This window comes from Streptomyces sp. NPDC059224 (assembly GCF_042754285.1).
Lineage (GTDB): Bacteria > Actinomycetota > Actinomycetes > Streptomycetales > Streptomycetaceae > Streptomyces.
In genome coordinates this window covers 1-18,860 of record NZ_JBHZAN010000069.1, presented here as the reverse complement: position 1 = coordinate 18,860, position 18,860 = coordinate 1, and the positions used below count along the sequence as shown (strand labels likewise).

Below are 18,860 nucleotides of genomic sequence, written 5' to 3'. Positions count from 1 at the left end.
TCGACGCTGGTCGCGGGCGTCAGAGGTGCGACAGGAAGCGGCTGAGGCACTGGCCCGCGCCGCGCTCCGGGGAGTGTCATGGAGCCGGTCCGTCCCCGGGACACGCCCGGGGTCCGCTGCGGAAGTACGGTGAATACATGTCCGGTTACGACACCTGCGCGCCAGGTCGGGTCGTCGTCGGTGTGAGCGGTTCGCTGGGCAGCGTCACGGCTCTGCGCCGGGCCGCGGCGGAGGCCCGGCGGCGGGACGCCGAGCTGTGGCCGGTGCTGGCCTGGGAGCCGCCGGGCGGCGAACTCGCGGCCCGCCGCTCCCCGACCCCGCCGGCTCTGGTCGAGGAGTGGCAGCGACTGGCCCGGGAACGGCTGCTGGTCGTGCTCGGCGAGGTCTTCGGTGAGGCGGCGCCGGCCGGCGTCCCGCTGCACGGCCTCGTCGTCCGCGCCACCGCCGGCCTGGCCCTGGTGGAGACGGCCGACCGGGACGACGACATCCTGGTCGTGGGCGCGGGCCGGCGCGGCTGGCACCGGGCCTTCTCGGGGCGCGTCACCCGCTACTGCCTGACCCACGCGCACTGCCCGGTCCTCGCGATACCGCCGTCCCCGCTGGAGGAGGCGCTGGCGGCCGCGCACCGCCGCAACGCCTGGCATCTGCCGATGGACCCACGGCAGTTGTCGTCCTGAGCCGTTACGACGTCACCGCGGTCGGGAGATCGGGCCGCTCTCGCCCGCGCCCGGGCGCGGGCGGCAGGCTCAGCACCATCGTGAGCCCCCCGCCCGGCGTGTCCTCGGCCGTGAGTGTGCCGCCCATCGCCTCGGTGAACCCCCGGGCCACGGCCAGGCCGAGGCCCACACCGGCACCGCGCGGTGCGTCGCCGTACCGCTGGAACGGCTCGAAGATGCGCTCCTTGGCCTCGTCCGGGACGCCGGGTCCGCGATCCACCACCCGCACCTCCACCCGGTCGGCCATGGAACTGGCCTTCACCAGTACGGGGGTCTCCGCCGAGCTGTACTTGACCGCGTTCTCCACCACGTTGGCGACGACCCGCTCCAGCAGTCCCTTGTCGACGTGGACCATGGGGAGCGTCTCGGGGATGTCCAGCCTGACGCTGTCCTCGGGGACCCCGCCGAGTGCCATCGGCACCACCTCGTCCAGATCGGCCTCGCGCACGATCGGCGTGACGGTGCCGGTCTGCAGGCGGGACATGTCGAGCAGGTTGCCCACCAGGAGGTCGAGCCGGTCGGCGCCCGCCTCTATCGCCTCCAGCAGCTCCGCCCGGTCGTGCTCGGACCACTCCACGTCGTCCGAGCGCAGCGACGACACCGCGGCCTTGATGCCGGCCAGCGGAGTGCGCAGATCATGACTGACGGCGGCCAGCAGCGCGGTACGGATGCGGTTGCCCTCCGCCAGCTCCTTGGCCCGGTCGGCCTCCTGCCGGAGTCGCTGCCGGTCGAGTACGACGGCCGCCTGGGCGGCGAACGCGGCCAGCACGCGGCGGTCGGAGGCCGGCAGTACCCGCCCGGACAGGGCGAGCGTCATGTGATCGCCGACCGGCATGTCGACGTCCGCGTTCTCCGGCGTCCGGCACGGCTGCGGACCGGCGCTGCCCGCGCAGGACCACGGCGTCACGTCGTCCGTCCGCTCCAGCAGCGCGACCGACTCCATCCCGAAGGTCTCACGGACCCGCTCCAGGAGCGCCTCCAGGCTGGTCTCCCCCCGCAGCACGCTGCCGGCGAGGAAGGAGAGGATCTCCGACTCGGCGCGCAGCCGGGTCGCCTGCTGGGTGCGCCGGGCCGCCAGGTCCACCACCGACGCCACCGACAGGGCGACCCCGACGAAGATCGCTATGGCGACGATGTTCTTGGGGTCCGCGATGGTGAGCGTGTGGACGGGAGGGGTGAAGAACCAGTTGAGCAGCAGGGAGCCGACCACCGCCGAGGTGAGCGCCGGGAGCAGTCCGCCGAGCAGGGCCGCGGCGACCGTCAGGGTGAGGTAGAGCAGCATGTCGTTGGCCAGGCCCACCTCCGGTGCGGCACTGGTCAGCAGCCAGGTCAGCAGGACCGGCCCGAGCACGCCGGCCCCCCAGCCCCAGATGATCCGGGACCGGCCGAGCCGCGCCGAACGCCCCAGCGGGAGACGCCCCTTGCCGACCTCGTCGTGGGTGATGAGGTGGACGTCGAGATCGGGTCCCGACTCCCGGGCGACCGTGGCTCCGACGCCCGGCCCCAGCACGTACTGCCAGCTCCTGCGCCGGGAGACACCCAGCACGATCTGGGTGGCGTTCACCCCGCGCGCGAAGTCGAGCAGGGCGACCGAGACGTCCTCGCCGACGACATGGTGGAAGGTGCCGCCGAGGTCCTCCACCAGGGTGCGCTGGACGGCGAGCTCCTTCGGGGAGGCGGAGGTCAGGCCGTCGCTGCGCGACACGTAGACGGCCAGCACCTCGCCGCCCGCGCCCTTCTCGGCCAGCCGCGCGGCCCGCCGGATCAGCGTGCGCCCCTCGGGTCCGCCGGTCAGCCCGACCACGATCCGCTCCCGCGAACCCCAGATCTTCGAGACCTGGTGCTCGCTGCGGTACTCGTTCAGGTACTCGTCGACCCGGTCGGCCACCCACAGCAGGGCGAGTTCGCGCAGTGCGGTGAGGTTTCCCGGCCGGAAGTAGTTCGAGAGGGCCGCGTCGACCTTGTCGGACTGGTAGATGTTGCCGTGCGCCATGCGCCGGCGCAGCGCCTGCGGTGACATGTCGACCAGCTCGATCTGGTCCGCGCGCCGCACCATCTCGTCGGGCACGGTCTCCTGCTGCCGTACCCCCGTGATGGACTCGACGACGTCACCGAGGGACTCCAGGTGCTGGATGTTGACGGTGGAGACGACGTCGATCCCGGCGGCCAGCAGCTCCTCGACGTCCTGCCAGCGCTTGGCGTTGCGGGAGCCGGGGATGTTGGTGTGCGGCAGCTCGTCCACGAGGGCGACCTGGGGGCGGCGCGCGAGTACGGCGTCGACGTCCATCTCCGTGAACACCGCGCCCCGGTAGTCGAGTTCCCGGCGCGGGACCTCCTCCAGGCCGTGCAGCATCACCTCGGTGCGCGGCCGGTCGTGGTGCTCGACGAACGCGACGACGCAGTCGGTGCCCCGTTCGGTCCTGCGGTGGGCCTCGGAGAGCATGGCGTAGGTCTTGCCCACGCCGGGAGCCGCACCGAGGTAGATCCGAAGCCTGCCGCGTGCCATGTCATCCTTCGAAGCGGTAGCCCATGCCGGGCTCGGTGATCAGGTACCGGGGGTGTGAGGGGTCCGCCTCGAGTTTGCGGCGGAGCTGGGCCATGTAGACCCGCAGGTAGTTGGTCTTGTTGCTCTGCGGCACTCCCCACACCTCCTGGAGCAGGTGCTTCTGGGTGACGAGCCGACCGGGGTTGGTGACCAGGATCTCCAGCAGATGCCACTCGGTGGGGGTGAGGCGTACGTCGTGGCCGGAGCGTTCGGCCTTCTTGGCGAGCAGGTCGATGGTGAAGTCGTCGGTCTCCACCCGGGTGGTCTCGGGGGCGAGCGGCACGTCCTCGGTACGGCGGACCGCCGCCCGCAGCCGGGCGAGCAGTTCGTCCATGCTGAACGGCTTGGTGATGTAGTCGTCGGCGCCCGCGTCCAGCGCGGCGACCTTCTCGTCGGAGGCCTGCCGTGCCGACAGCACAAGGATCGGTACACGGGTCCAGCCGCGCAGCGCCTTGATGACGTCGACGCCGTCCATGTCGGGCAGTCCGAGGTCGAGCATCACCACGTCCGGCTGACGCGCGGCCGCCAGCCGGAGGGCCGTGGCGCCGTCGGGCGCCGCGTCCACTCCGTACTGGCGTGCCTGCATATTGATCACGAGTGCCCGTACGAGCTGTGGGTCGTCTTCCACGACCAGCACTCGGGTCATCAGTCGCCCTTGATCAGTTCCTTCAGCGCGATGTTGAGTTCGAGGACGTTCACCCGGGGCTCCCCGATGAAGCCGAGGGTACGGCCCGTGGTGTGGTCCTTCACCAGCTTCTCCACCCGGTCGGCGGAGAGGTTGTTCCTCGCCGCGATCCGGTGGACCTGGAGCTCGGCGTAGGCCGGGGAGATGTCCGGGTCCAGGCCGGAGCCCGAGGAGGTGACGGCGTCGGCCGGCACCTGGGCGGGCGTGACCGTGTAGCCGGGCACCGAGTTGTCCTTGACGACCGCGGCCTTGGCGTCCTTGACCTGCTGGATCAGCACCTTGTTGTCGCCGGCGAGGTTGGTCGCACCCGAAAGGATCAGCGTGTACTGGGTGTTGATGCTGTTGCTGCCGAGTCCGTTGGCCGGGCGGCCCTGGAACCACTTGAGGTCCGCGTCCGGGGTCTCCTGGCCCTTCTTCAGCGGCAGGTTGTAGGACTGGCCGATCAGGGACGAACCGACGACCTTGCCGTCCGACCTGATCTCGGAGCCGTTCGCCTTGCTGTGGAACGCGGCCTGGGCTATGCCGGTGACGACCAGCGGGTAGATGACGCCCGTCACCAGGGTCAGCACGAGGAGGGCACGCAGGCCCGCCCAGAGCAACCGAGCGGTGTTGCTTACGGAGTTGTTCATGGCCTTCAGCCGATTCCGGGGATGAGGGAGATGAGCAGGTCGATGATCTTGATGCCGATGAAGGGGGCGATCAGACCGCCGAGGCCGTAGATCCCCAGGTTGCGGCGGAGCATCTTGTCGGCGCTGACCGGCTTGTACTGGACGCCCCGCAGCGACAGCGGCACCAGCGCGATGATGATCAACGCGTTGAAGACGACCGCGGACAGGATCGCGGAGCTGGGTGAGGACAGGTGCATGATGTTGAGCTTGTCCAGGCCCGGGTAGACCACGGCGAACATGGCCGGGATGATCGCGAAGTACTTCGCGACGTCGTTGGCGATGGAGAACGTGGTCAGCGCACCGCGCGTGATCAGCAACTGTTTGCCGATCTCGACGATCTCGATGAGCTTGGTCGGGTTGGAGTCGAGGTCGACCATGTTGCCGGCCTCCTTCGCGGCCGACGTGCCCGTGTTCATCGCCACGCCGACGTCCGCCTGCGCGAGCGCGGGGGCGTCGTTGGTGCCGTCACCGGTCATCGCGACCAGCTTGCCGCCCGCCTGCTCCCGCTTGATGAGGGCCATCTTGTCCTCGGGAGTGGCCTCGGCGAGGAAGTCGTCGACGCCCGCCTCGTCGGCGATCGCCTTGGCGGTCAGCGGGTTGTCACCCGTGATCATGACGGTCTTGATGCCCATGCGGCGCAGTTCCTCGAACCGCTCACGCATGCCGTCCTTGACGACGTCCTTGAGGTGGATGACACCCAGGATGCGCGCGCCCTCGGCGTCCTCGACCGCGACCAGCAGCGGGGTGCCGCCGGCCTCGGAGATGCGGTTGGCGAGGGTGTCCGCGTCCTCGGCGACGGTGCCGCCCTGCTCGCGGACCCAGGCGATGACCGAACCGGCCGCGCCCTTGCGGATCTTCCTGCCGTCGACGTCCACACCCGACATGCGGGTCTGGGCGGTGAAGGCGATCCACTCGGCCTGCGCCAGCTCGCCCTGGTGCCGCTCGCGCAGCCCGTACTTCTCCTTCGCCAGGACCACGATGGAGCGGCCCTCGGGGGTCTCGTCGGCCAGCGACGACAGCTGGGCCGCGTCGGCGACCTCGGCCTCGGTGGCCCCGCGTACCGGCAGGAACTCGGAGGCCTGGCGGTTGCCGAGGGTGATGGTGCCGGTCTTGTCCAGCAGCAGCGTGGAGACGTCACCGGCGGCCTCGACCGCACGGCCCGACATGGCGAGCACGTTGCGCTGCACCAGCCGGTCCATGCCCGCGATGCCGATCGCCGACAGCAGGGCGCCGATGGTGGTCGGGATCAGACAGACCAGCAGGGCGACCAGCACGACCATCGTCAGATGGGTGCCCGCGTAGTCCGCGAACGGCGGCAGGGTGGCGACGGCCAGCAGGAAGACGATGGTCAGCGAGGCGAGCAGGATGTTCAGCGCGATCTCGTTGGGCGTCTTCTGCCGGGCCGCGCCCTCGACCAGGCTGATCATGCGGTCGATGAAGGTCTCGCCCGGCTTCGTCGTGATCTTGATGACGATCCGGTCGGACAGCACCTTGGTACCGCCCGTGACCGCGGACCGGTCACCGCCGGACTCGCGGATGACCGGGGCCGACTCACCGGTGATCGCCGACTCGTCGACCGACGCGACACCCTCGATGACGTCACCGTCACCGGGGATGATGTCGCCGGCCTCGCAGACCACCAGGTCACCGATCTTCAGCGCGGTGCCGGGCACCTGCTCCTCGGTGCCACCGGCCAGTCGCCGGGCGACGGTGTCGGTCTTGGCCTTGCGCAGGGTGTCGGCCTGGGCCTTGCCGCGGCCCTCGGCGACCGCCTCCGCGAGGTTGGCGAAGATGACCGTCAGCCAGAGCCAGGCGCTGATGGTCCAGCCGAACCAGTCGCCGGGGTCCTTGAAGGAGAAGACCGTGGTCAGGATCGAGCCGACCCACACCACGAACATCACGGGCGACTTGATCATGACCCGCGGGTCGAGCTTGCGGCAGGCCTCGGGGAGGGACCTGATCAGCTGCTTGGCGTCGAACAGGCCCGCGCCGACGCGGCCTTCGGCGGGCTTGTGCCCGGTCGGCGCGTCCTGGTGGGGCGCAAGGGTGGGTGTGGACATGGTGTCCTCGTGGGCTTCCGTTCGGGTTTTCACGACGCCAGCCCCTCGGCCAGCGGGCCCAGCGCCAGGGCCGGGAAGTAGGTCAGACCGGTGATGATCAGGATCGCGCCGACGAGCAGGCCGGTGAAGAGCGGCTTCTCGGTGCGCAGGGTGCCGGCCGTGGCCGGGACGGGCCGCTGCTCGGCGAGCGAGCCGGCCAGTGCCAGCACGAACACCATCGGCAGGAAGCGGCCGAACAGCATGGCCAGTCCGGTCATGGTGTTGAACCAGTCGGTGTTCGCGTTCAGGCCGGCGAAGGCGGAGCCGTTGTTGTTGGCCGCCGAGGTGAAGGCGTACAGCACCTCGGAGAAGCCGTGCGCTCCGGGGTTGAGCATGGAGTGCGGCGGGGTCGGCAGGGCCATGGAGGCCGCCGTGAACACGAGCGCCAGGGCCGGGGTGATCAGGATGTAGATCGCCGACAGCTTGATCTCGCGGGCGCCGATCTTCTTGCCCAGGTACTCGGGCGTACGGCCGACCATCAGACCGGCGATGAACACCGCGATGATCGCCATGATCAGGATGCCGTAGAGGCCGGAGCCGGTACCACCGGGGGCGATCTCGCCCAGCATCATGCTGAGCAGGGTGATGCCGCCGCCGAGGCCGGTGAACGAGGAGTGGAAGGAGTCCACCGCGCCGGTCGAGGTGAGCGTGGTCGTCACCGCGAAGATCGACGAACCGCCGACGCCGAACCGCACCTCCTTGCCCTCGTAGGCGCCGCCCGCGAGCTGGAAGGCGGGGCCGTGGTGGGCGAACTCGGTCCACATCATCAGCGTGACGAAGCCGAGCCAGATGGCACCCATGGTGGCGAGGATCGCGTAGCCCTGCCGGACCGAGCCGACCATCACACCGAAGGTGCGGGTCAGCGCGAACGGGATCAGCAGGATCAGGAAGATCTCGAACAGGTTGGTGAAGGGCGTCGGGTTCTCGAAGGGGTGGGCGGAGTTGGCGTTGAAGTAACCGCCGCCGTTGGTGCCCAGCTCCTTGATGGCCTCCTGGGAGGCGACCGCGCCACCGTTCCACTGCTGCGAGCCGCCCATGAACTGGCCGACCTCGTGGATGCCGGAGAAGTTCTGGATGGCACCGCAGGCGACCAGGATCACCGCGGCGACCGCGGCGACCGGGACCAGGATGCGGACGGTGCCGCGCACCAGGTCGGACCAGAAGTTGCCGATCTCACCGGTGCGCGAGCGCGCGAACCCGCGCACCAGCGCCACGGCGACGGCGATGCCGACGGCCGCGGAGACGAAGTTCTGCACGGCCAGACCGGCGGTCTGGACGATGTGCCCCATGGTCTGCTCGCCGTAGTACGACTGCCAGTTCGTGTTGGTCACGAAGGAGACGGCCGTGTTGAACGACTGCGCCGGGTTGACCGAGGAGAAGCCGAGCGAGCCGGGCAGGATGCCCTGGAGCCGCTGCAGCAGGTAGAGGAAGAGGACGCCGGCCGCGGAGAAGGCGAGGACACCGCGCAGATAGGCGGGCCAGCGCATCTCGGTGTCGGGGTTGGCGCCGATGCCCTTGTAGATCCACTTCTCGACGCGCCAGTGCTTGTCGGAGGAGTAGACCTTGGCCATGTAGTTGCCGAAGGGGACGTAGCAGAGCGCCAGCGCGCCTATGAGGGCGGCGAGCTGGAGCACGGCGGCGGTTACGGGACCCATGTCTGTCTCAGAACCTCTCCGGGAAGATCAGGGCGAGGACGAGATAGCCCAGCAGGGCGACGGCCACGACGAGGCCGACGATGTTCTCGGCGGTCACAGCTTGGTCACCCCCTTGGCGACGAGAGCCACCAGCGCGAAACCCGCGAGCACGGCGACGACGAAGGCCAGATCGGCCATCGTGAACTCCTGAATGAGATTCGGAACGGACTTGGACTGTTAGAGGAAAGCGCCTTTCCGGCCGGATTCAGCCACCGTTGACGGGTCCCTTACGGCGGTGTTCACGCCTTTGACGGGACTCTTACGCGGCCTCGGCCAAGCCGCGACCGGACAGCGCTGTTCGGCCGCCAAAACCACACTGAACTGGGGAAACACCGGCCTCAAAAGCACCGGGCGTATCAGGACACGCGGAACCGCAGGCGGCAGATCACCGCGTCGGTCTCCCGGCGCACGGCGTGTGCGACGACCGCGCCCCGCTGGTTCTGCAGCAGCCGCTGCCAGAGCCGCTCGGGCTCGGTCTCCGGGATCAGCACGGTCACCTGGGTGGCCGGCTCGGACGCGGTGACCTCACGGACGTACGCGGCGATGGGACGGCCGAGGGTGCGCCGCTCACAGCTCAGCCTCACCAGCGGCACCCCGGGGTCCCACTCGGCCCAGGCGCGCTCCAGGGCGTGCAGCTGGGCCCGGTCCTCGGGGTCGGGGTGGCAGACGGTCACGGCGCGGACCTCGTCGCCCAGGGAGGCGGCCGCGGACAGCGCCTGGGAGGTGAGCCGGGACAACGACGAGACCGGCACGATCACCACCGACCGCTCGCGGTGCGGTGGCTCCGGGATCCGTCCGAGCCCGAGCCGCTCCCCGATCCGTCCGTAGGCGCGGTGCACGGCGCCGAAGACGGCGACCAGCAGCGGCAGCAGCACGACGACCAGCCAGGCGCCGTCGGCGAACTTGCCGACGGTGACGACGACGGTCGCGACCCCGGTCAGGACCGCCCCGAAGCCGTTGAGCAGGGCCTTCCCGCGCCAGCCCGGCCCGCGCTCCAGCCGCCAGTGCCGCACCATGCCCACCTGGGCGATGGTGAAGCCGACGAAGACGCCGATGGCGAACAGCGGCACCAGGGTGTTGGTGTCACCACCGGAGAACACCAGCAGCGCCGCCGAGACCAGGGCCAGGGCGAGCACGCCGTGCCGGTGCACCTGCCGGTCGGCTTTGAGCGCGAAGACGTGCGGCAGGTAGTTGTCCCTCGCGAGCAGCTTGAGCAGCACCGGAAGTCCGCCGAACGAGGTGTTGGCGGAGAGGGCGAGAAGGATCATCGTGGCGAACTGGATGACGTAGAAGCCCCAGTTGTGGCCGAGCGAGGCGTCGGCGAGCTGCGCCAGGACGGTCACGCCCTGGACCGGCTGGAGGTGGAACCGGGAGATCAGCACCGACAGCCCGATCAGCATCGCGCCGAGAACGGCGCCGAGGGCGATCTCCGCGTGCTGGGCCCGCCTGACCCGCGGCGCCCGGAAGGAGGGCACGGCGTTGGCGATGGCCTCCACGCCGGTGAGTGCGGCGCAACCGGAGGCGAAAGCTTTCAGCAGGAGCAGGGCGCCGACGCTGGAGGCGTTGTCGGCGAGGACGGAGGCGTGTCCGGCGGCGGTGACGGTACTCACCGGCGACGAACGGAACAGCCCCACGCCGATCAGCACGAAGACCGCCCCGACGAACACGGCCGTCGGCACGATGAACGCCTTGGCCGATTCGACGATGCCCCGCAGGTTCACCCCGGTGACCAGCACCAGCACGGCCAGGCAGATCCACAGCCGGTGCGGGTAGAGGGCCGGGAAGGCGGACGTGAGGGCCGCGACACCGGCGGTCACGGCGACGGCCACGTTGAGGACGTAGTCGAGCACCAGGGAGGCGGCGGCCACCAGACTGGTCCGGGCGCCGAGATGCGTCCGGGCCACGGCGTACGAGCCGCCGCCGTCCGGGAAGGCCGCGATGACCTGCCGGTACGACGCGACGAGCACGGCCAGCAGAGCGGCGATGGCGAGGGTGACGGGCAGTGTGAACCCGAGTCCGTGCGCACCGGCGGCGGCCAGCACCAGCACGATGGCCTCCGGCCCGTACGCCACCGACGCCATCGCGTCCAGCGACAGCGCGGCGAGGCCGGTGACGGCGGTGAGCCGATGCCGCTCACCGGTATCGGGCGGCTCCTCACCGGCGGGCACGGCGCCCGGTTCGGTGGTCAGTACCGACATGGAAGGGTGCTCCTTAACGATCTGGACATGCCTTCGCGCGCGGCAGTACCGCGCGCGATGCGACTAGGTTGTGTCCCGTCCCGGCCAGGGCCGACAATTCCTTGCGCGTTCTTCGCGCGGGAGGGTTCGACTTTGACGCGCTCTTGACGTCGGGTCCCACGCGGAAGCGGAGCTGCGCGCCGATGTGCGGCCGTCGCCGCGTGGGTACGCTCGCCTCCCACGTCCCGGGCCGGCCCACGACCGTCAGAGTCCCGTCAAGGACATGCGGCTCCTGCTGACGCCGCGGACCGCGACTCCTACGTTCACCCCATGCAGCACGGCGAAGAGGCCCGCTCCTCCGAGGACCACCGTTGGTCCAATGACGTCTACACATCGGTCCGTTGTGCCGGAGTCCTGCTCGCCCTGCTCCTCCTGGCCGACTGGGGGGCGGGGACGATCACCTGGTGGCGCGGCAGTCTCTGGACCGCCCTCGCCCTGCTCCTCCTCGCCGTCCTCCACCCGCCAAGGGTCCGCGCCGGCGACGGCTGGCTGACCTCACGTCGGCTGCTGCGCACCCGCAGGGTCCGCACCGATCTCCTGGTCTCCGTCCGCTGCCTCGACGGCATCTCCCCCCGGCTGGTGCTCCGTGACGCCTGCGGCGAACGGCTGATCATCGACCCCCAGGTCCTCGTCGCCAACCCCGACCTGTGGCTGTGCGTGGACGCGGGCGCCCGCAAGGCGGCTGCGGCCGGCACCCTCACATGCGGCTCGACGGCGCTCAGCCGACTCGGCGAACAGGTCGAACGCGAGAGCGCCCGGGGTGTCTTCAAGGCCTCGGGGCTGGAGTAGGTCTCCTCACGTCCTGCCCCACCCCCGGTCACCAGCACGTCGGGGCCTCACCGTGTGGTCATCGCCACCACCCGGTCCCCCGTGTGCGGCACCCGCCAGTCGAAGGCCCCCGCGAGGACGGGCAGTCGGACGGCGGAGGCCTGGTCGTGGTGCGGGGCCGCTGACGGCGAGCCGGTGCGCGAGTCCGCCGTCACCGCGGATCACCATGTGTCCGGTTCGCCCGCCGGATGCCGCCGGCACGAGAAGGGGTGACGTCGCTTCAGCCGGACCGGCGCTCACGGCACGACCGGTTCCGGCCGGGCCGCGTTCAGGGATCACCAGGAGCACGCCAGGGCGCGCGGCGCGGGCCGGGGCCGGCCCCTCCTCGCCGGTCAGCCCGCGCTGACCGGCCCCGCCGTGTCCAGCGCCGCCCCGGTCTGGTCGGCCAGCGTCACCGCGACCATCCGGGCCTGCAACGGAGGCACCGGCCCGGGACCCGGCGTGAGCATGAACCGGCCGAGGTAGTGCCCGTTGCCGTACGCGCGCAGCTCGATCTCGCCCTTCGGCCAGCCGCTCCGGTCCGGGTCCCAGACCCGGTGTCCGACGGTGAGCGCGCCGTCGGCGCCGAGGCGGGAAGGCCGCCCCAGCAGGGTGCCGTACTCGAAGCGGCACCCCGACAGCCCGAGCAGACCGGTCAGCTCGCGGCGCACGTGGTCCACGACGGTGTCGGCGGACCTGGCGGACTGGACCAGTTCGGCGGTGGCGTGGATACGGGCGAGGTAGCCCTCGTCGGTCACCCTGCTGACCTCCAGCCTGCGCGCGTGAGCCGCGAGCCGGGCCACGATCACTCCGACGGCGAGCAGCAGTACGGCCGTCTCGATGCCGGCGCCGGCGCTGATGCCGAAGGTCTCGTACGGCCGGGTCAGGAAGAAGTCGAACCAGGCAGCCGCCGACAGCGCCGCGACCGCTCCGGCCGTACGGCTGCCCAGCGCCGCCACGGCGACGACCACCACGGCCAGGACCAGCGCCGCATTGGTGTGGGACAGCCCGGAGCGCAGGGGGACGAGGGCGAGGGAGACGAGGAAGGGGGCGACAAGGCCGGTGACCAGGGCGACCCGGTCCCTGGTGACGGGCATGCGCCGGCCGAAGGTCACTGGTCCCGGACCGGCTGTGGTGGTCATGAGGTACCTCCTGCGCGCTGCGGGGTCAGGCCGGGTCGGACCCCGTCGGCCAGGGGCAGCGAGACGACCATGGTCAGTCCGCCGCCCGGGGTGTCCTCGGGGGTCAGGGTGCCGTCCATCGCCTCGGTGAGCCCGCGGGCGAGAGCCAGGCCGAGGCCGAGGCCGGTGGTGTTGTCGGTGTCGCCGAACCGCTGGAAGGGCTCGAAGAGCCGGTCGCGGCCGCCCGCCGGCAGGCCGGGTCCCCGGTCGATGATCCGGAGTTCGGCGCGCCCGGCCAGCGCGCTCGCCGTCACCAGCACCGGCTTGCCTGGCGGGCTGTAACGGGCCGCGTTGCCGACCAGGTTGGCGATCACGCGCTCCAGCAGCGGCGGGTCGGCCAATAGCGGCGGCAGGTTCTCCGGCTCGCCGTGCACGTCGACGGCCGGCGTGTCGGCGAGGGCCGCCGGGAGTACCTCCTCCAGGGCGGTGGCCCGGAGGTTGAGGGTCAGGACACCGGCCTCCAGACGGCTGAGGTCGAGGAGGTTGTCGATCAGCCGGCTCAGCCGGGCCATGGACTCCTCGGCGGTGGCGAGGAGTTCGTCTCGGTCGTCCGGGGAGAACTCCACCTCGCGGCTGCGCAGCGAGGTGACCGCCGCCCAGCCCGCCGCGAGCGGGGTGCGCAGGTCGTGGCCGACGGCCCGCAGCAGGGCGGTGCGCATGCGGTCGGCGGCGCGTACCGGTTCGACCTCGGCGGCGGCCTGCGCGAGCCGCGCCCGCTCCACGGCCGAGCCGACGTGCGCCGCGAAGGCGCCGAGCACCCGCCGCTCGGACGCGGAGGGGGTACGACCCCGCAGGACCAGGTAGTTGCCGGGGCCGGCCGGCACGGCGGTGACGTCGGCGCCGTCGGGCAGTTCCCCGACGAGCACGGCGGAATCCATGCCGAAGGTCTCGCGGGTACGCTCCAGCAGCGCCGGGATGGTCTGGCCGCCGCGCACGATGCTCCCGGCCAGCGACGACATGGTCTCGGCCTCCGCGGCGGCCCGGGCCGCGCGCCGGGACAGCCGCAGCGAGCGGTCGACGACCCCGGCGACGGTGGCGGCCACCACCGCGAACACCCCGAGCGCCAGCAGGGCGTTGGGATCGTCGAGGGTGAACCGGCCGACGGGCGGAATGAACCAGTAGTTGAGCAGCAGGGACGCGGTGACGGACGCGATCACGGCGGAGGTGACCCCGCCTATGCAGGCCACGCCGACCACCGCGAGCAGGAAGAGCAGGGCCTCGCTGGTCAGATTGACGGTGCCCCGGACCTGGGCGAGGGCGACGGTCAGCAGCACCGGGAGCACCAGCCCCGCCACCGGTCCCGCGATCAGGCGGCGCGGGGAGAGCGTGCGGCGCCGCGAGGGCAGCAGCGTGCCGCGGCCGGCGCGCTCGTGGGTGACCCGGTGGACGTCGATGTCGCCGGAGAGCGCGGTGACGACCTCCCCCGTCCCCGGTCCGGTGAGGAAGCGTTCGAGGCGGCCCCGGCGGCTGGTGCCGAGGACGAGCTGGGTGGCGTTCTCGGCGCGGGCGAACTCGACCAGGGCGGTGGCCACGTCGTCGCCGACGACCGAGTGGTAGCTGCCGCCGAGGTCCTCGACCAGCCGGCGCTGCCGGGCCAGCGACGCGTGCGAGACACCGGCGGCCAGGCCGTCGCTGCGGGCCACGTGCACGGCGAGCAGGTCGCCGCCCGCCGACCGGTCGGCGATGCGGGCGGCCCGTCGTACCAGCGTGTCGCCCTCCGGTCCGCCGGTCAGCGCGACCACGACCCGCTCCCGGGTCTCCCACACCCCGCCGATGGCGTGCTCGGCGCGGTACGACTGGAGCGCCTCGTCGACCCGGTCGGCCACCCAGAGCAGGGCCAGCTGGCGCAGGGCGGTGAGGTTGCCGGGGCGGAAGTAGTTGGCGAGGGCCGCGTCGACCTTCTCGGGGGCGTAGATGTTGCCGTGCGCCATGCGACGGCGCAGCCCCTCCGGCGGGATGTCCACGAACTCGATCTGCTGGGCCCGCCGGACGACCTCGTCGGGCACCGTCTCGTGCTGCGGCACCCCGGTGATCTTCTCGACGACGTCCTTGAGTGACTCCAGGTGCTGGATGTTGACTGCCGTGATCACGTCGATGCCGGCCGCGAGCAGGTCCTCGACGTCCTGCCAGCGCTTGGGGTGCCGGCCGCCGCCCGGGATGTTGGTGTGCGCGAACTCGTCGACGATCGCCACCTGCGGGCGGCGCGCCAGCACGGCCGCGACGTCCATCTCCTCGAACTCGCCGCCCCGGTAGTCGCAGCGCAGGCGCGCCACCACCTCCAGGCCGTCGGTCATGGCCTCGGTCCGCGGGCGCCCGTGGGACTCCACGAACCCCACCGCCACGTCCGCGCCCCGGGACGCGCGGCGCCGGGCCTCGTCGAGCATGCGGTAGGTCTTGCCGACCCCTGGGGCGGCCCCGAGGTAGACCTTCAGTCGTCCGCGCGGTACGTCGTTCATCACCTCAAAGACAAGCGCGCCGCAGGGCCCCTGGCCCGGCCTCTTGACGCGTCTCTGGCGCCGCTGACGAGGACGTTGACACCGTCTTGACGGCCCGTGGCCGGATAGGATGACGGCGGTGTGCCGGGAAGTCTGGTCGGCGGGGAGTCATCGTGGCTCCAGCAGAACCCCAGGGGGACGGCATGCGCGGCGTGGCTACGGTTCTCGCACTCGTGGTATTGGCGACGGTGGTCGCGACCTTCGCCCGTCGATGGCGGATTCCCGCCCCCTCCCTCCTCGTCGTCGCGGGCCTCGCCGTGGCCCTGCTGCCGGGCTCCCCGCAGATCCAGATCAGCCCGGAGGTCATCGGTCTCGTCGTCCTGCCGCCGCTGCTCTACGCCAGCGCCGAGGAGCTGTCCTGGCGTGAGCTGCGCGCGGTCTGGAAGCCGGTCGGGGTCCTCGCGGTCGGTCTGGTGCTGGCCTCGGCGGCGGCCGTCGGCGCGGTCGCCTCGGTGCTCACCCCGCTGTCCTGGCCGATGGCGTTCGTCCTGGGCGCGATCCTGGCCAGTACCGACCCGGTCGCGGTGACCGCGCTCGGCCGCCGGCTCGCGCTGCCGCCGAAGGTGCAGATGCTGGTCCAGGCGGAGAGCCTCTTCAACGACGCGACTTCCCTGGTTCTCTACCGGGTCGCGGTGAGCGTCGCGGTGGCCTCGGCGGCGGCGAGCTGGGGGACGGCGGGCGGTGAGTTCCTGCTGCTGGCGGGCGGCGGCACCCTGATCGGCGCGGTCGTCGCCGGTGTCGTCACGGTGATCAGGCGGCGCACCGAGGACCCGGTCCTGGAGACGGTGATATCCCTGGTCACGCCGTACGTCGCGTACGTCCTCGCAGAGGCGGCCCACACCTCCGGTGTCACCTCCGTGGTGGTCGCGGGGGTCGTCCTGGGCGGCCGCGGCGACCGGCTCACCGACGCCCGCATCAGGCTTCAGCTGCACGCCGTCCACGGCACCGTGGTCTTCCTGCTGGAGAGCGTGGTCTTCAGTCTGATCGGGCTCGCCCTGCCCGCCCAGGTGCGGGCACTGTCCGACGGCGACCGGGTGTGGCCGCTGTACGCGCTGGCGGTGGCCGCCACGCTGATCGCGGTACGGCTGCTGTGGCTTGCGCCGCTGTCGGCGGTGGTGCAGCGCAAGGGCGGCATCCAGCGGCCGAACTGGCGGGTCCCGGTGGTGCTGACCTGGGCCGGCACCCGGGGCGTGGTGCCGCTGGCCGCAGCGCTGTCGATCCCGGTGGTGGCGAAGGACGGCTCGGCGCTGACCGAGCGCCCGCTGGTCCTGGTCCTGACCACCTCTGTCGTCGTGGTCACCCTCGTCGTCCAGGGCTTCTCCCTGGCCTCCGTGGTGCGTCGCTCCGGTATCGCCCTGGAGCCCGACCACACCGAGCGCGAGGAGGCCGCCGCCCGCTGCCGGCTGGCCGACGCGGGCATCCGGCGGCTGGAGGAGCTGTCCGAGCTGGAGGCCGTGCCCGAGGTGGTCCTGGACCGGCTCCGGCGCGGCCTCGACGCCCGCCTCGACCACGCCCGCGACCGGCTGGCCGACAGCACGGTCGAGTCCGCCGACCTGGTCTACCGGCAGCTGCGCCGCGACCTGATAGCGGTGGAGGCGGCGGAGCTGCGGCGGCTGTACGACGAGAACACGATCAGCGACACGACCCGAAGGCGGCTCCAGCGCTCCTTGGACCTGGAGGAGGCGCGGCTGGCGGACGCGTGACGTCCCGTCAGCGGAACTCCGCCAGCCGGGTCCGCAGCCCCAGCCCGGTCAGCGCCACGGCCAGCAGCAACAGCGCGCAGGTCCAGGCCAGGTGTCCGGTCAGCTCGCCGCGCCCCGCAGCCACCGACTCGTCGAAGTGGGCGCGGTTGATGTCGGTCACCCGGTCCAGCGCGGCCATCCACGCCCCGAAGTGCGCGTTGGACGTGCCCGCCTCCCAGCCCATGCAGAACTCCACCGCCTGCTGTTCCCGGCCGGCGGCGAACAGCGATCGGATCTTCCGGTCGTCGCGTTCGTAGACGGCGTACGCGTCGACCGTCCGCTCGGCCGCGGCCCGCTCCCCGGGGAAGGTGATGTTGTCGAGCTCGCGCCGGAACTCGCCGGTGAAGCGCGGGGCGGCCGCGTCGGACCGGTAGTCCCGCCAGGTGGCGGCGAGCCGGGCGTCGTAGGTCGTGAGCGTGGCGTCCCGGATGCCGTACAGCTCCTGGGACTTGGCGAGGAAGGCGTCCGCGTACCGGGCGCGGCGCTGCGGGTCGAGGAGGAAGCGGCTCTCGTCGGCGTTGGCGTCGTAGGCGGTCGCGCGGGCGCGGGAGAGGGCGACGACGGAGTCGAAGGCGTCGTGCCGGGCGACCGTCAGATGCGTGGCCGAGGAGGAGAGGAGCTGGGTGCCGAGAACGACGGCGGCCACGGCGCACGCGGTGGCGGCCAGGAGGGCGGGGTTGAGGTTTCGGCGGAAGCGGTGGGCCAGGTACCACTGCAGGGCGCCGAGGACGGCGAGGAGCAGCAGGCCGAGCGCGAGGACGGCGACGAGCTGGGCGGAGAGCGCCGAACGGGCCGCCGTGTAGTGGGAGTCGAAGGCCGAGTCGTTGGAGTCGACCAGCTTGCGCGCGTCCGGCAGCAGGTGGCCGCGCAGCAGGTCGGTGGCGTCACGGTAGTCGGTGAGCGCGTCCGGCTTGCCGCCGGTCCTGCGGTCGTTCTCCAGGGCGCGGCCGATGAGTTCCTGGTACTCGGCGAAGTCGTCGGTGATCGACTCGACCGTCTTCTCGTCGGTCCGGTCCCCCTGGGCCGCGGCCGAGAGGTTACGCAGGTCGTGCCCGATCTCGCGGCGGGCGTCGCCGTACAGACCGACGGCCTTGGCGTGCGGGGTGGTCAGCCCGCCCGTGCCGCCGTCCCCGCTGGAGAGCAGGATGTTGGCGGCCTGGGCGTCCATGTCGTTCAGGGCCAGTTCCAGGCCGGCGGCGCTGGTGGTGCGGGGGGCGTCGCGGTCGGCCACGGCGTCCCAGGTGCCGTCCGCGGCCAGTGCGGCGACCAGGAGCAGGATTCCCAGGGCGCCGGCGAGCAGGACCGTGGCCGCGCGCAGAAGGCGCAGCCGTGCCGGAACGGTCGCCCGGAAACGGTGGCGCAGAGCGGCCCGCGCGGCCACGATCCGCGGCCCCGGGCGCCGCTTGCGCGGCTCCGGGATCGGTACGGGCGGCGGGACGACCGTGGTGTGCCGTGGCTCTTCGACAGCCTCGTGCGGAGGTCTGTGTGCTGTGCCGGCCGTCATGGTCACGGTCCCCTCCCAGGTACCCGCCACGGACGGTCGCCCGTCCCCCGTGCCGGTCAAGTCTGCGACCGGATCCGGCCGGGTGCGGGCGGCCTTGATGCGCCTCTGACGACCCTTCAGGCAAGTTTGACGGGACCTTGACGGCATGCTCACGCCGCCCGTACGGGATCCGCAAATACCGCGCTGACCAGGCACGACCGGCGCTCGCCAGGGGATACGTTCACGGTCGGCCGCCCGAGGAGGCCGCGGGCGCCGGCGGCCTCACGGCCCCGGACGGCGGATCCGACCCGGACCGCGGCGGCCGGGGCCCGTTCCTAGCGACGGGCGCCGCGCACCACACCCCGACGGCGTCCCGTCGGCGTCCGTGCGCCCGCCGTGGGGGGGGGGGGGGGGGCCCCCCCCCGGGCCCCCCCCCCCCCGACCCCCCGTCTGGCACCAAACAGACCAACAGATGAGCGAGCGCACCCCCCGCGACGCCCAGGCACCC

General features: G+C 71.9%; 14 protein-coding genes. 3 read left to right on the top strand and 11 right to left on the bottom strand.

What is annotated here, in order from left to right; translation table 11 throughout:
* The first annotated feature begins 137 nt into the window (after nucleotides 1-137).
* Entirely contained in the window at nucleotides 138-677 is a 540-nt protein-coding gene (locus ACFXI4_RS42920; protein ID WP_385002673.1) for a universal stress protein, read from the top strand.
* 4 nt (nucleotides 678-681) lie between these two features.
* On the opposite strand, the gene ACFXI4_RS42915 is transcribed toward ACFXI4_RS42920, so the two are convergent.
* From ACFXI4_RS42915 to ACFXI4_RS42885, 7 genes are all read right to left on the bottom strand, one after another.
* Nucleotides 682-3,222: a DUF4118 domain-containing protein gene (locus ACFXI4_RS42915; protein WP_385002669.1), complete on the bottom strand. Its 2,541-nt coding sequence runs from the start codon at nucleotides 3,220-3,222 to the stop codon at nucleotides 682-684.
* A 1-nt stretch (nucleotide 3,223) separates the two neighbouring features.
* Nucleotides 3,224-3,907 (bottom strand): response regulator, encoded by a 684-nt coding sequence (locus tag ACFXI4_RS42910; RefSeq protein WP_385002666.1) that lies wholly within the window; start codon nucleotides 3,905-3,907, stop codon nucleotides 3,224-3,226.
* The gene (locus ACFXI4_RS42905; RefSeq protein WP_385002663.1) at nucleotides 3,907-4,575 is read right to left on the bottom strand and encodes a potassium-transporting ATPase subunit C; all 669 of its coding nucleotides are present in this window, start codon (nucleotides 4,573-4,575) and stop codon (nucleotides 3,907-3,909) included. Before ACFXI4_RS42905 ends, ACFXI4_RS42910 begins: the two co-directional genes overlap by 1 nt.
* 5 nt (nucleotides 4,576-4,580) lie before the next feature.
* Nucleotides 4,581-6,674, bottom strand: a complete 2,094-nt coding sequence (gene kdpB / locus ACFXI4_RS42900; protein WP_385002660.1) for a potassium-transporting ATPase subunit KdpB — start codon at nucleotides 6,672-6,674, stop codon at nucleotides 4,581-4,583.
* A 29-nt stretch (nucleotides 6,675-6,703) separates the two neighbouring features.
* Nucleotides 6,704-8,368, bottom strand: a complete 1,665-nt coding sequence (gene kdpA, locus ACFXI4_RS42895) for a potassium-transporting ATPase subunit KdpA (protein ID WP_385002657.1) — start codon at nucleotides 8,366-8,368, stop codon at nucleotides 6,704-6,706.
* 7 nt (nucleotides 8,369-8,375) lie between these two features.
* Nucleotides 8,376-8,465 (bottom strand): K(+)-transporting ATPase subunit F, encoded by a 90-nt coding sequence (kdpF, locus tag ACFXI4_RS42890; RefSeq protein ID WP_016434100.1) that lies wholly within the window; start codon nucleotides 8,463-8,465, stop codon nucleotides 8,376-8,378.
* A 298-nt stretch (nucleotides 8,466-8,763) separates the two neighbouring features.
* Entirely contained in the window at nucleotides 8,764-10,605 is a 1,842-nt protein-coding gene (locus tag ACFXI4_RS42885) for an APC family permease (protein WP_362721570.1), read from the bottom strand.
* Nucleotides 10,606-10,914: 309 nt separating this feature from the next.
* Here ACFXI4_RS42885 and ACFXI4_RS42880 point away from each other — a divergent pair, with 309 nt between their 5' ends.
* The gene (locus ACFXI4_RS42880) at nucleotides 10,915-11,433 is read left to right on the top strand and encodes a hypothetical protein (RefSeq protein ID WP_385002654.1); all 519 of its coding nucleotides are present in this window, start codon (nucleotides 10,915-10,917) and stop codon (nucleotides 11,431-11,433) included.
* Nucleotides 11,434-11,480: 47 nt separating this feature from the next.
* Here ACFXI4_RS42880 and ACFXI4_RS42875 read toward each other — a convergent pair whose 3' ends face one another.
* From ACFXI4_RS42875 to ACFXI4_RS42865, 3 genes are all read right to left on the bottom strand, one after another.
* On the bottom strand, nucleotides 11,481-11,627 hold the full coding sequence (locus ACFXI4_RS42875) for a hypothetical protein (protein WP_385002651.1): 147 nt from the start codon (nucleotides 11,625-11,627) through the stop codon (nucleotides 11,481-11,483).
* A gap of 177 nt (nucleotides 11,628-11,804) precedes the next feature.
* On the bottom strand, nucleotides 11,805-12,593 hold the full coding sequence (locus ACFXI4_RS42870) for a DUF4118 domain-containing protein (protein WP_385002648.1): 789 nt from the start codon (nucleotides 12,591-12,593) through the stop codon (nucleotides 11,805-11,807).
* A complete protein-coding gene (locus ACFXI4_RS42865; protein ID WP_385002646.1) occupies nucleotides 12,590-15,088 on the bottom strand; it encodes an ATP-binding protein in 2,499 nt (832 codons plus the stop codon). Before ACFXI4_RS42865 ends, ACFXI4_RS42870 begins: the two co-directional genes overlap by 4 nt.
* Before the next feature lie 182 nt (nucleotides 15,089-15,270).
* On the opposite strand from ACFXI4_RS42865, the gene ACFXI4_RS42860 reads away from it, so the two are divergent.
* The gene (locus tag ACFXI4_RS42860) at nucleotides 15,271-16,830 is read left to right on the top strand and encodes a Na+/H+ antiporter (RefSeq protein WP_385002702.1); all 1,560 of its coding nucleotides are present in this window, start codon (nucleotides 15,271-15,273) and stop codon (nucleotides 16,828-16,830) included.
* Nucleotides 16,831-16,837: 7 nt separating this feature from the next.
* Here the strand turns inward: ACFXI4_RS42860 and ACFXI4_RS42855 are convergent, their stop codons facing one another.
* Nucleotides 16,838-18,379, bottom strand: a complete 1,542-nt coding sequence (locus ACFXI4_RS42855; RefSeq protein WP_385002643.1) for a hypothetical protein — start codon at nucleotides 18,377-18,379, stop codon at nucleotides 16,838-16,840.
* Between the last annotated feature and the right edge of the window lie 481 nt (nucleotides 18,380-18,860).

Bases quoted from the DNA above. Each gene is read 5' to 3' on its own strand.
- ACFXI4_RS42920 (WP_385002673.1), top strand. From the start codon at position 138: ATGTCCGGTTACGACACCTGCGCGCCAGGTCGGGTCGTCGTCGGTGTG.
- ACFXI4_RS42915 (WP_385002669.1), bottom strand. From the start codon at position 3,222: ATGGCACGCGGCAGGCTTCGGATCTACCTCGGTGCGGCTCCCGGCGTG.
- ACFXI4_RS42910 (WP_385002666.1), bottom strand. From the start codon at position 3,907: ATGACCCGAGTGCTGGTCGTGGAAGACGACCCACAGCTCGTACGGGCA.
- ACFXI4_RS42905 (WP_385002663.1), bottom strand. From the start codon at position 4,575: ATGAACAACTCCGTAAGCAACACCGCTCGGTTGCTCTGGGCGGGCCTG.
- kdpB (WP_385002660.1), bottom strand. From the start codon at position 6,674: ATGTCCACACCCACCCTTGCGCCCCACCAGGACGCGCCGACCGGGCAC.
- kdpA (WP_385002657.1), bottom strand. From the start codon at position 8,368: ATGGGTCCCGTAACCGCCGCCGTGCTCCAGCTCGCCGCCCTCATAGGC.
- ACFXI4_RS42885 (WP_362721570.1), bottom strand. From the start codon at position 10,605: ATGTCGGTACTGACCACCGAACCGGGCGCCGTGCCCGCCGGTGAGGAG.
- ACFXI4_RS42880 (WP_385002654.1), top strand. From the start codon at position 10,915: ATGCAGCACGGCGAAGAGGCCCGCTCCTCCGAGGACCACCGTTGGTCC.
- ACFXI4_RS42870 (WP_385002648.1), bottom strand. From the start codon at position 12,593: ATGACCACCACAGCCGGTCCGGGACCAGTGACCTTCGGCCGGCGCATG.
- ACFXI4_RS42865 (WP_385002646.1), bottom strand. From the start codon at position 15,088: ATGAACGACGTACCGCGCGGACGACTGAAGGTCTACCTCGGGGCCGCC.
- ACFXI4_RS42860 (WP_385002702.1), top strand. From the start codon at position 15,271: ATGCGCGGCGTGGCTACGGTTCTCGCACTCGTGGTATTGGCGACGGTG.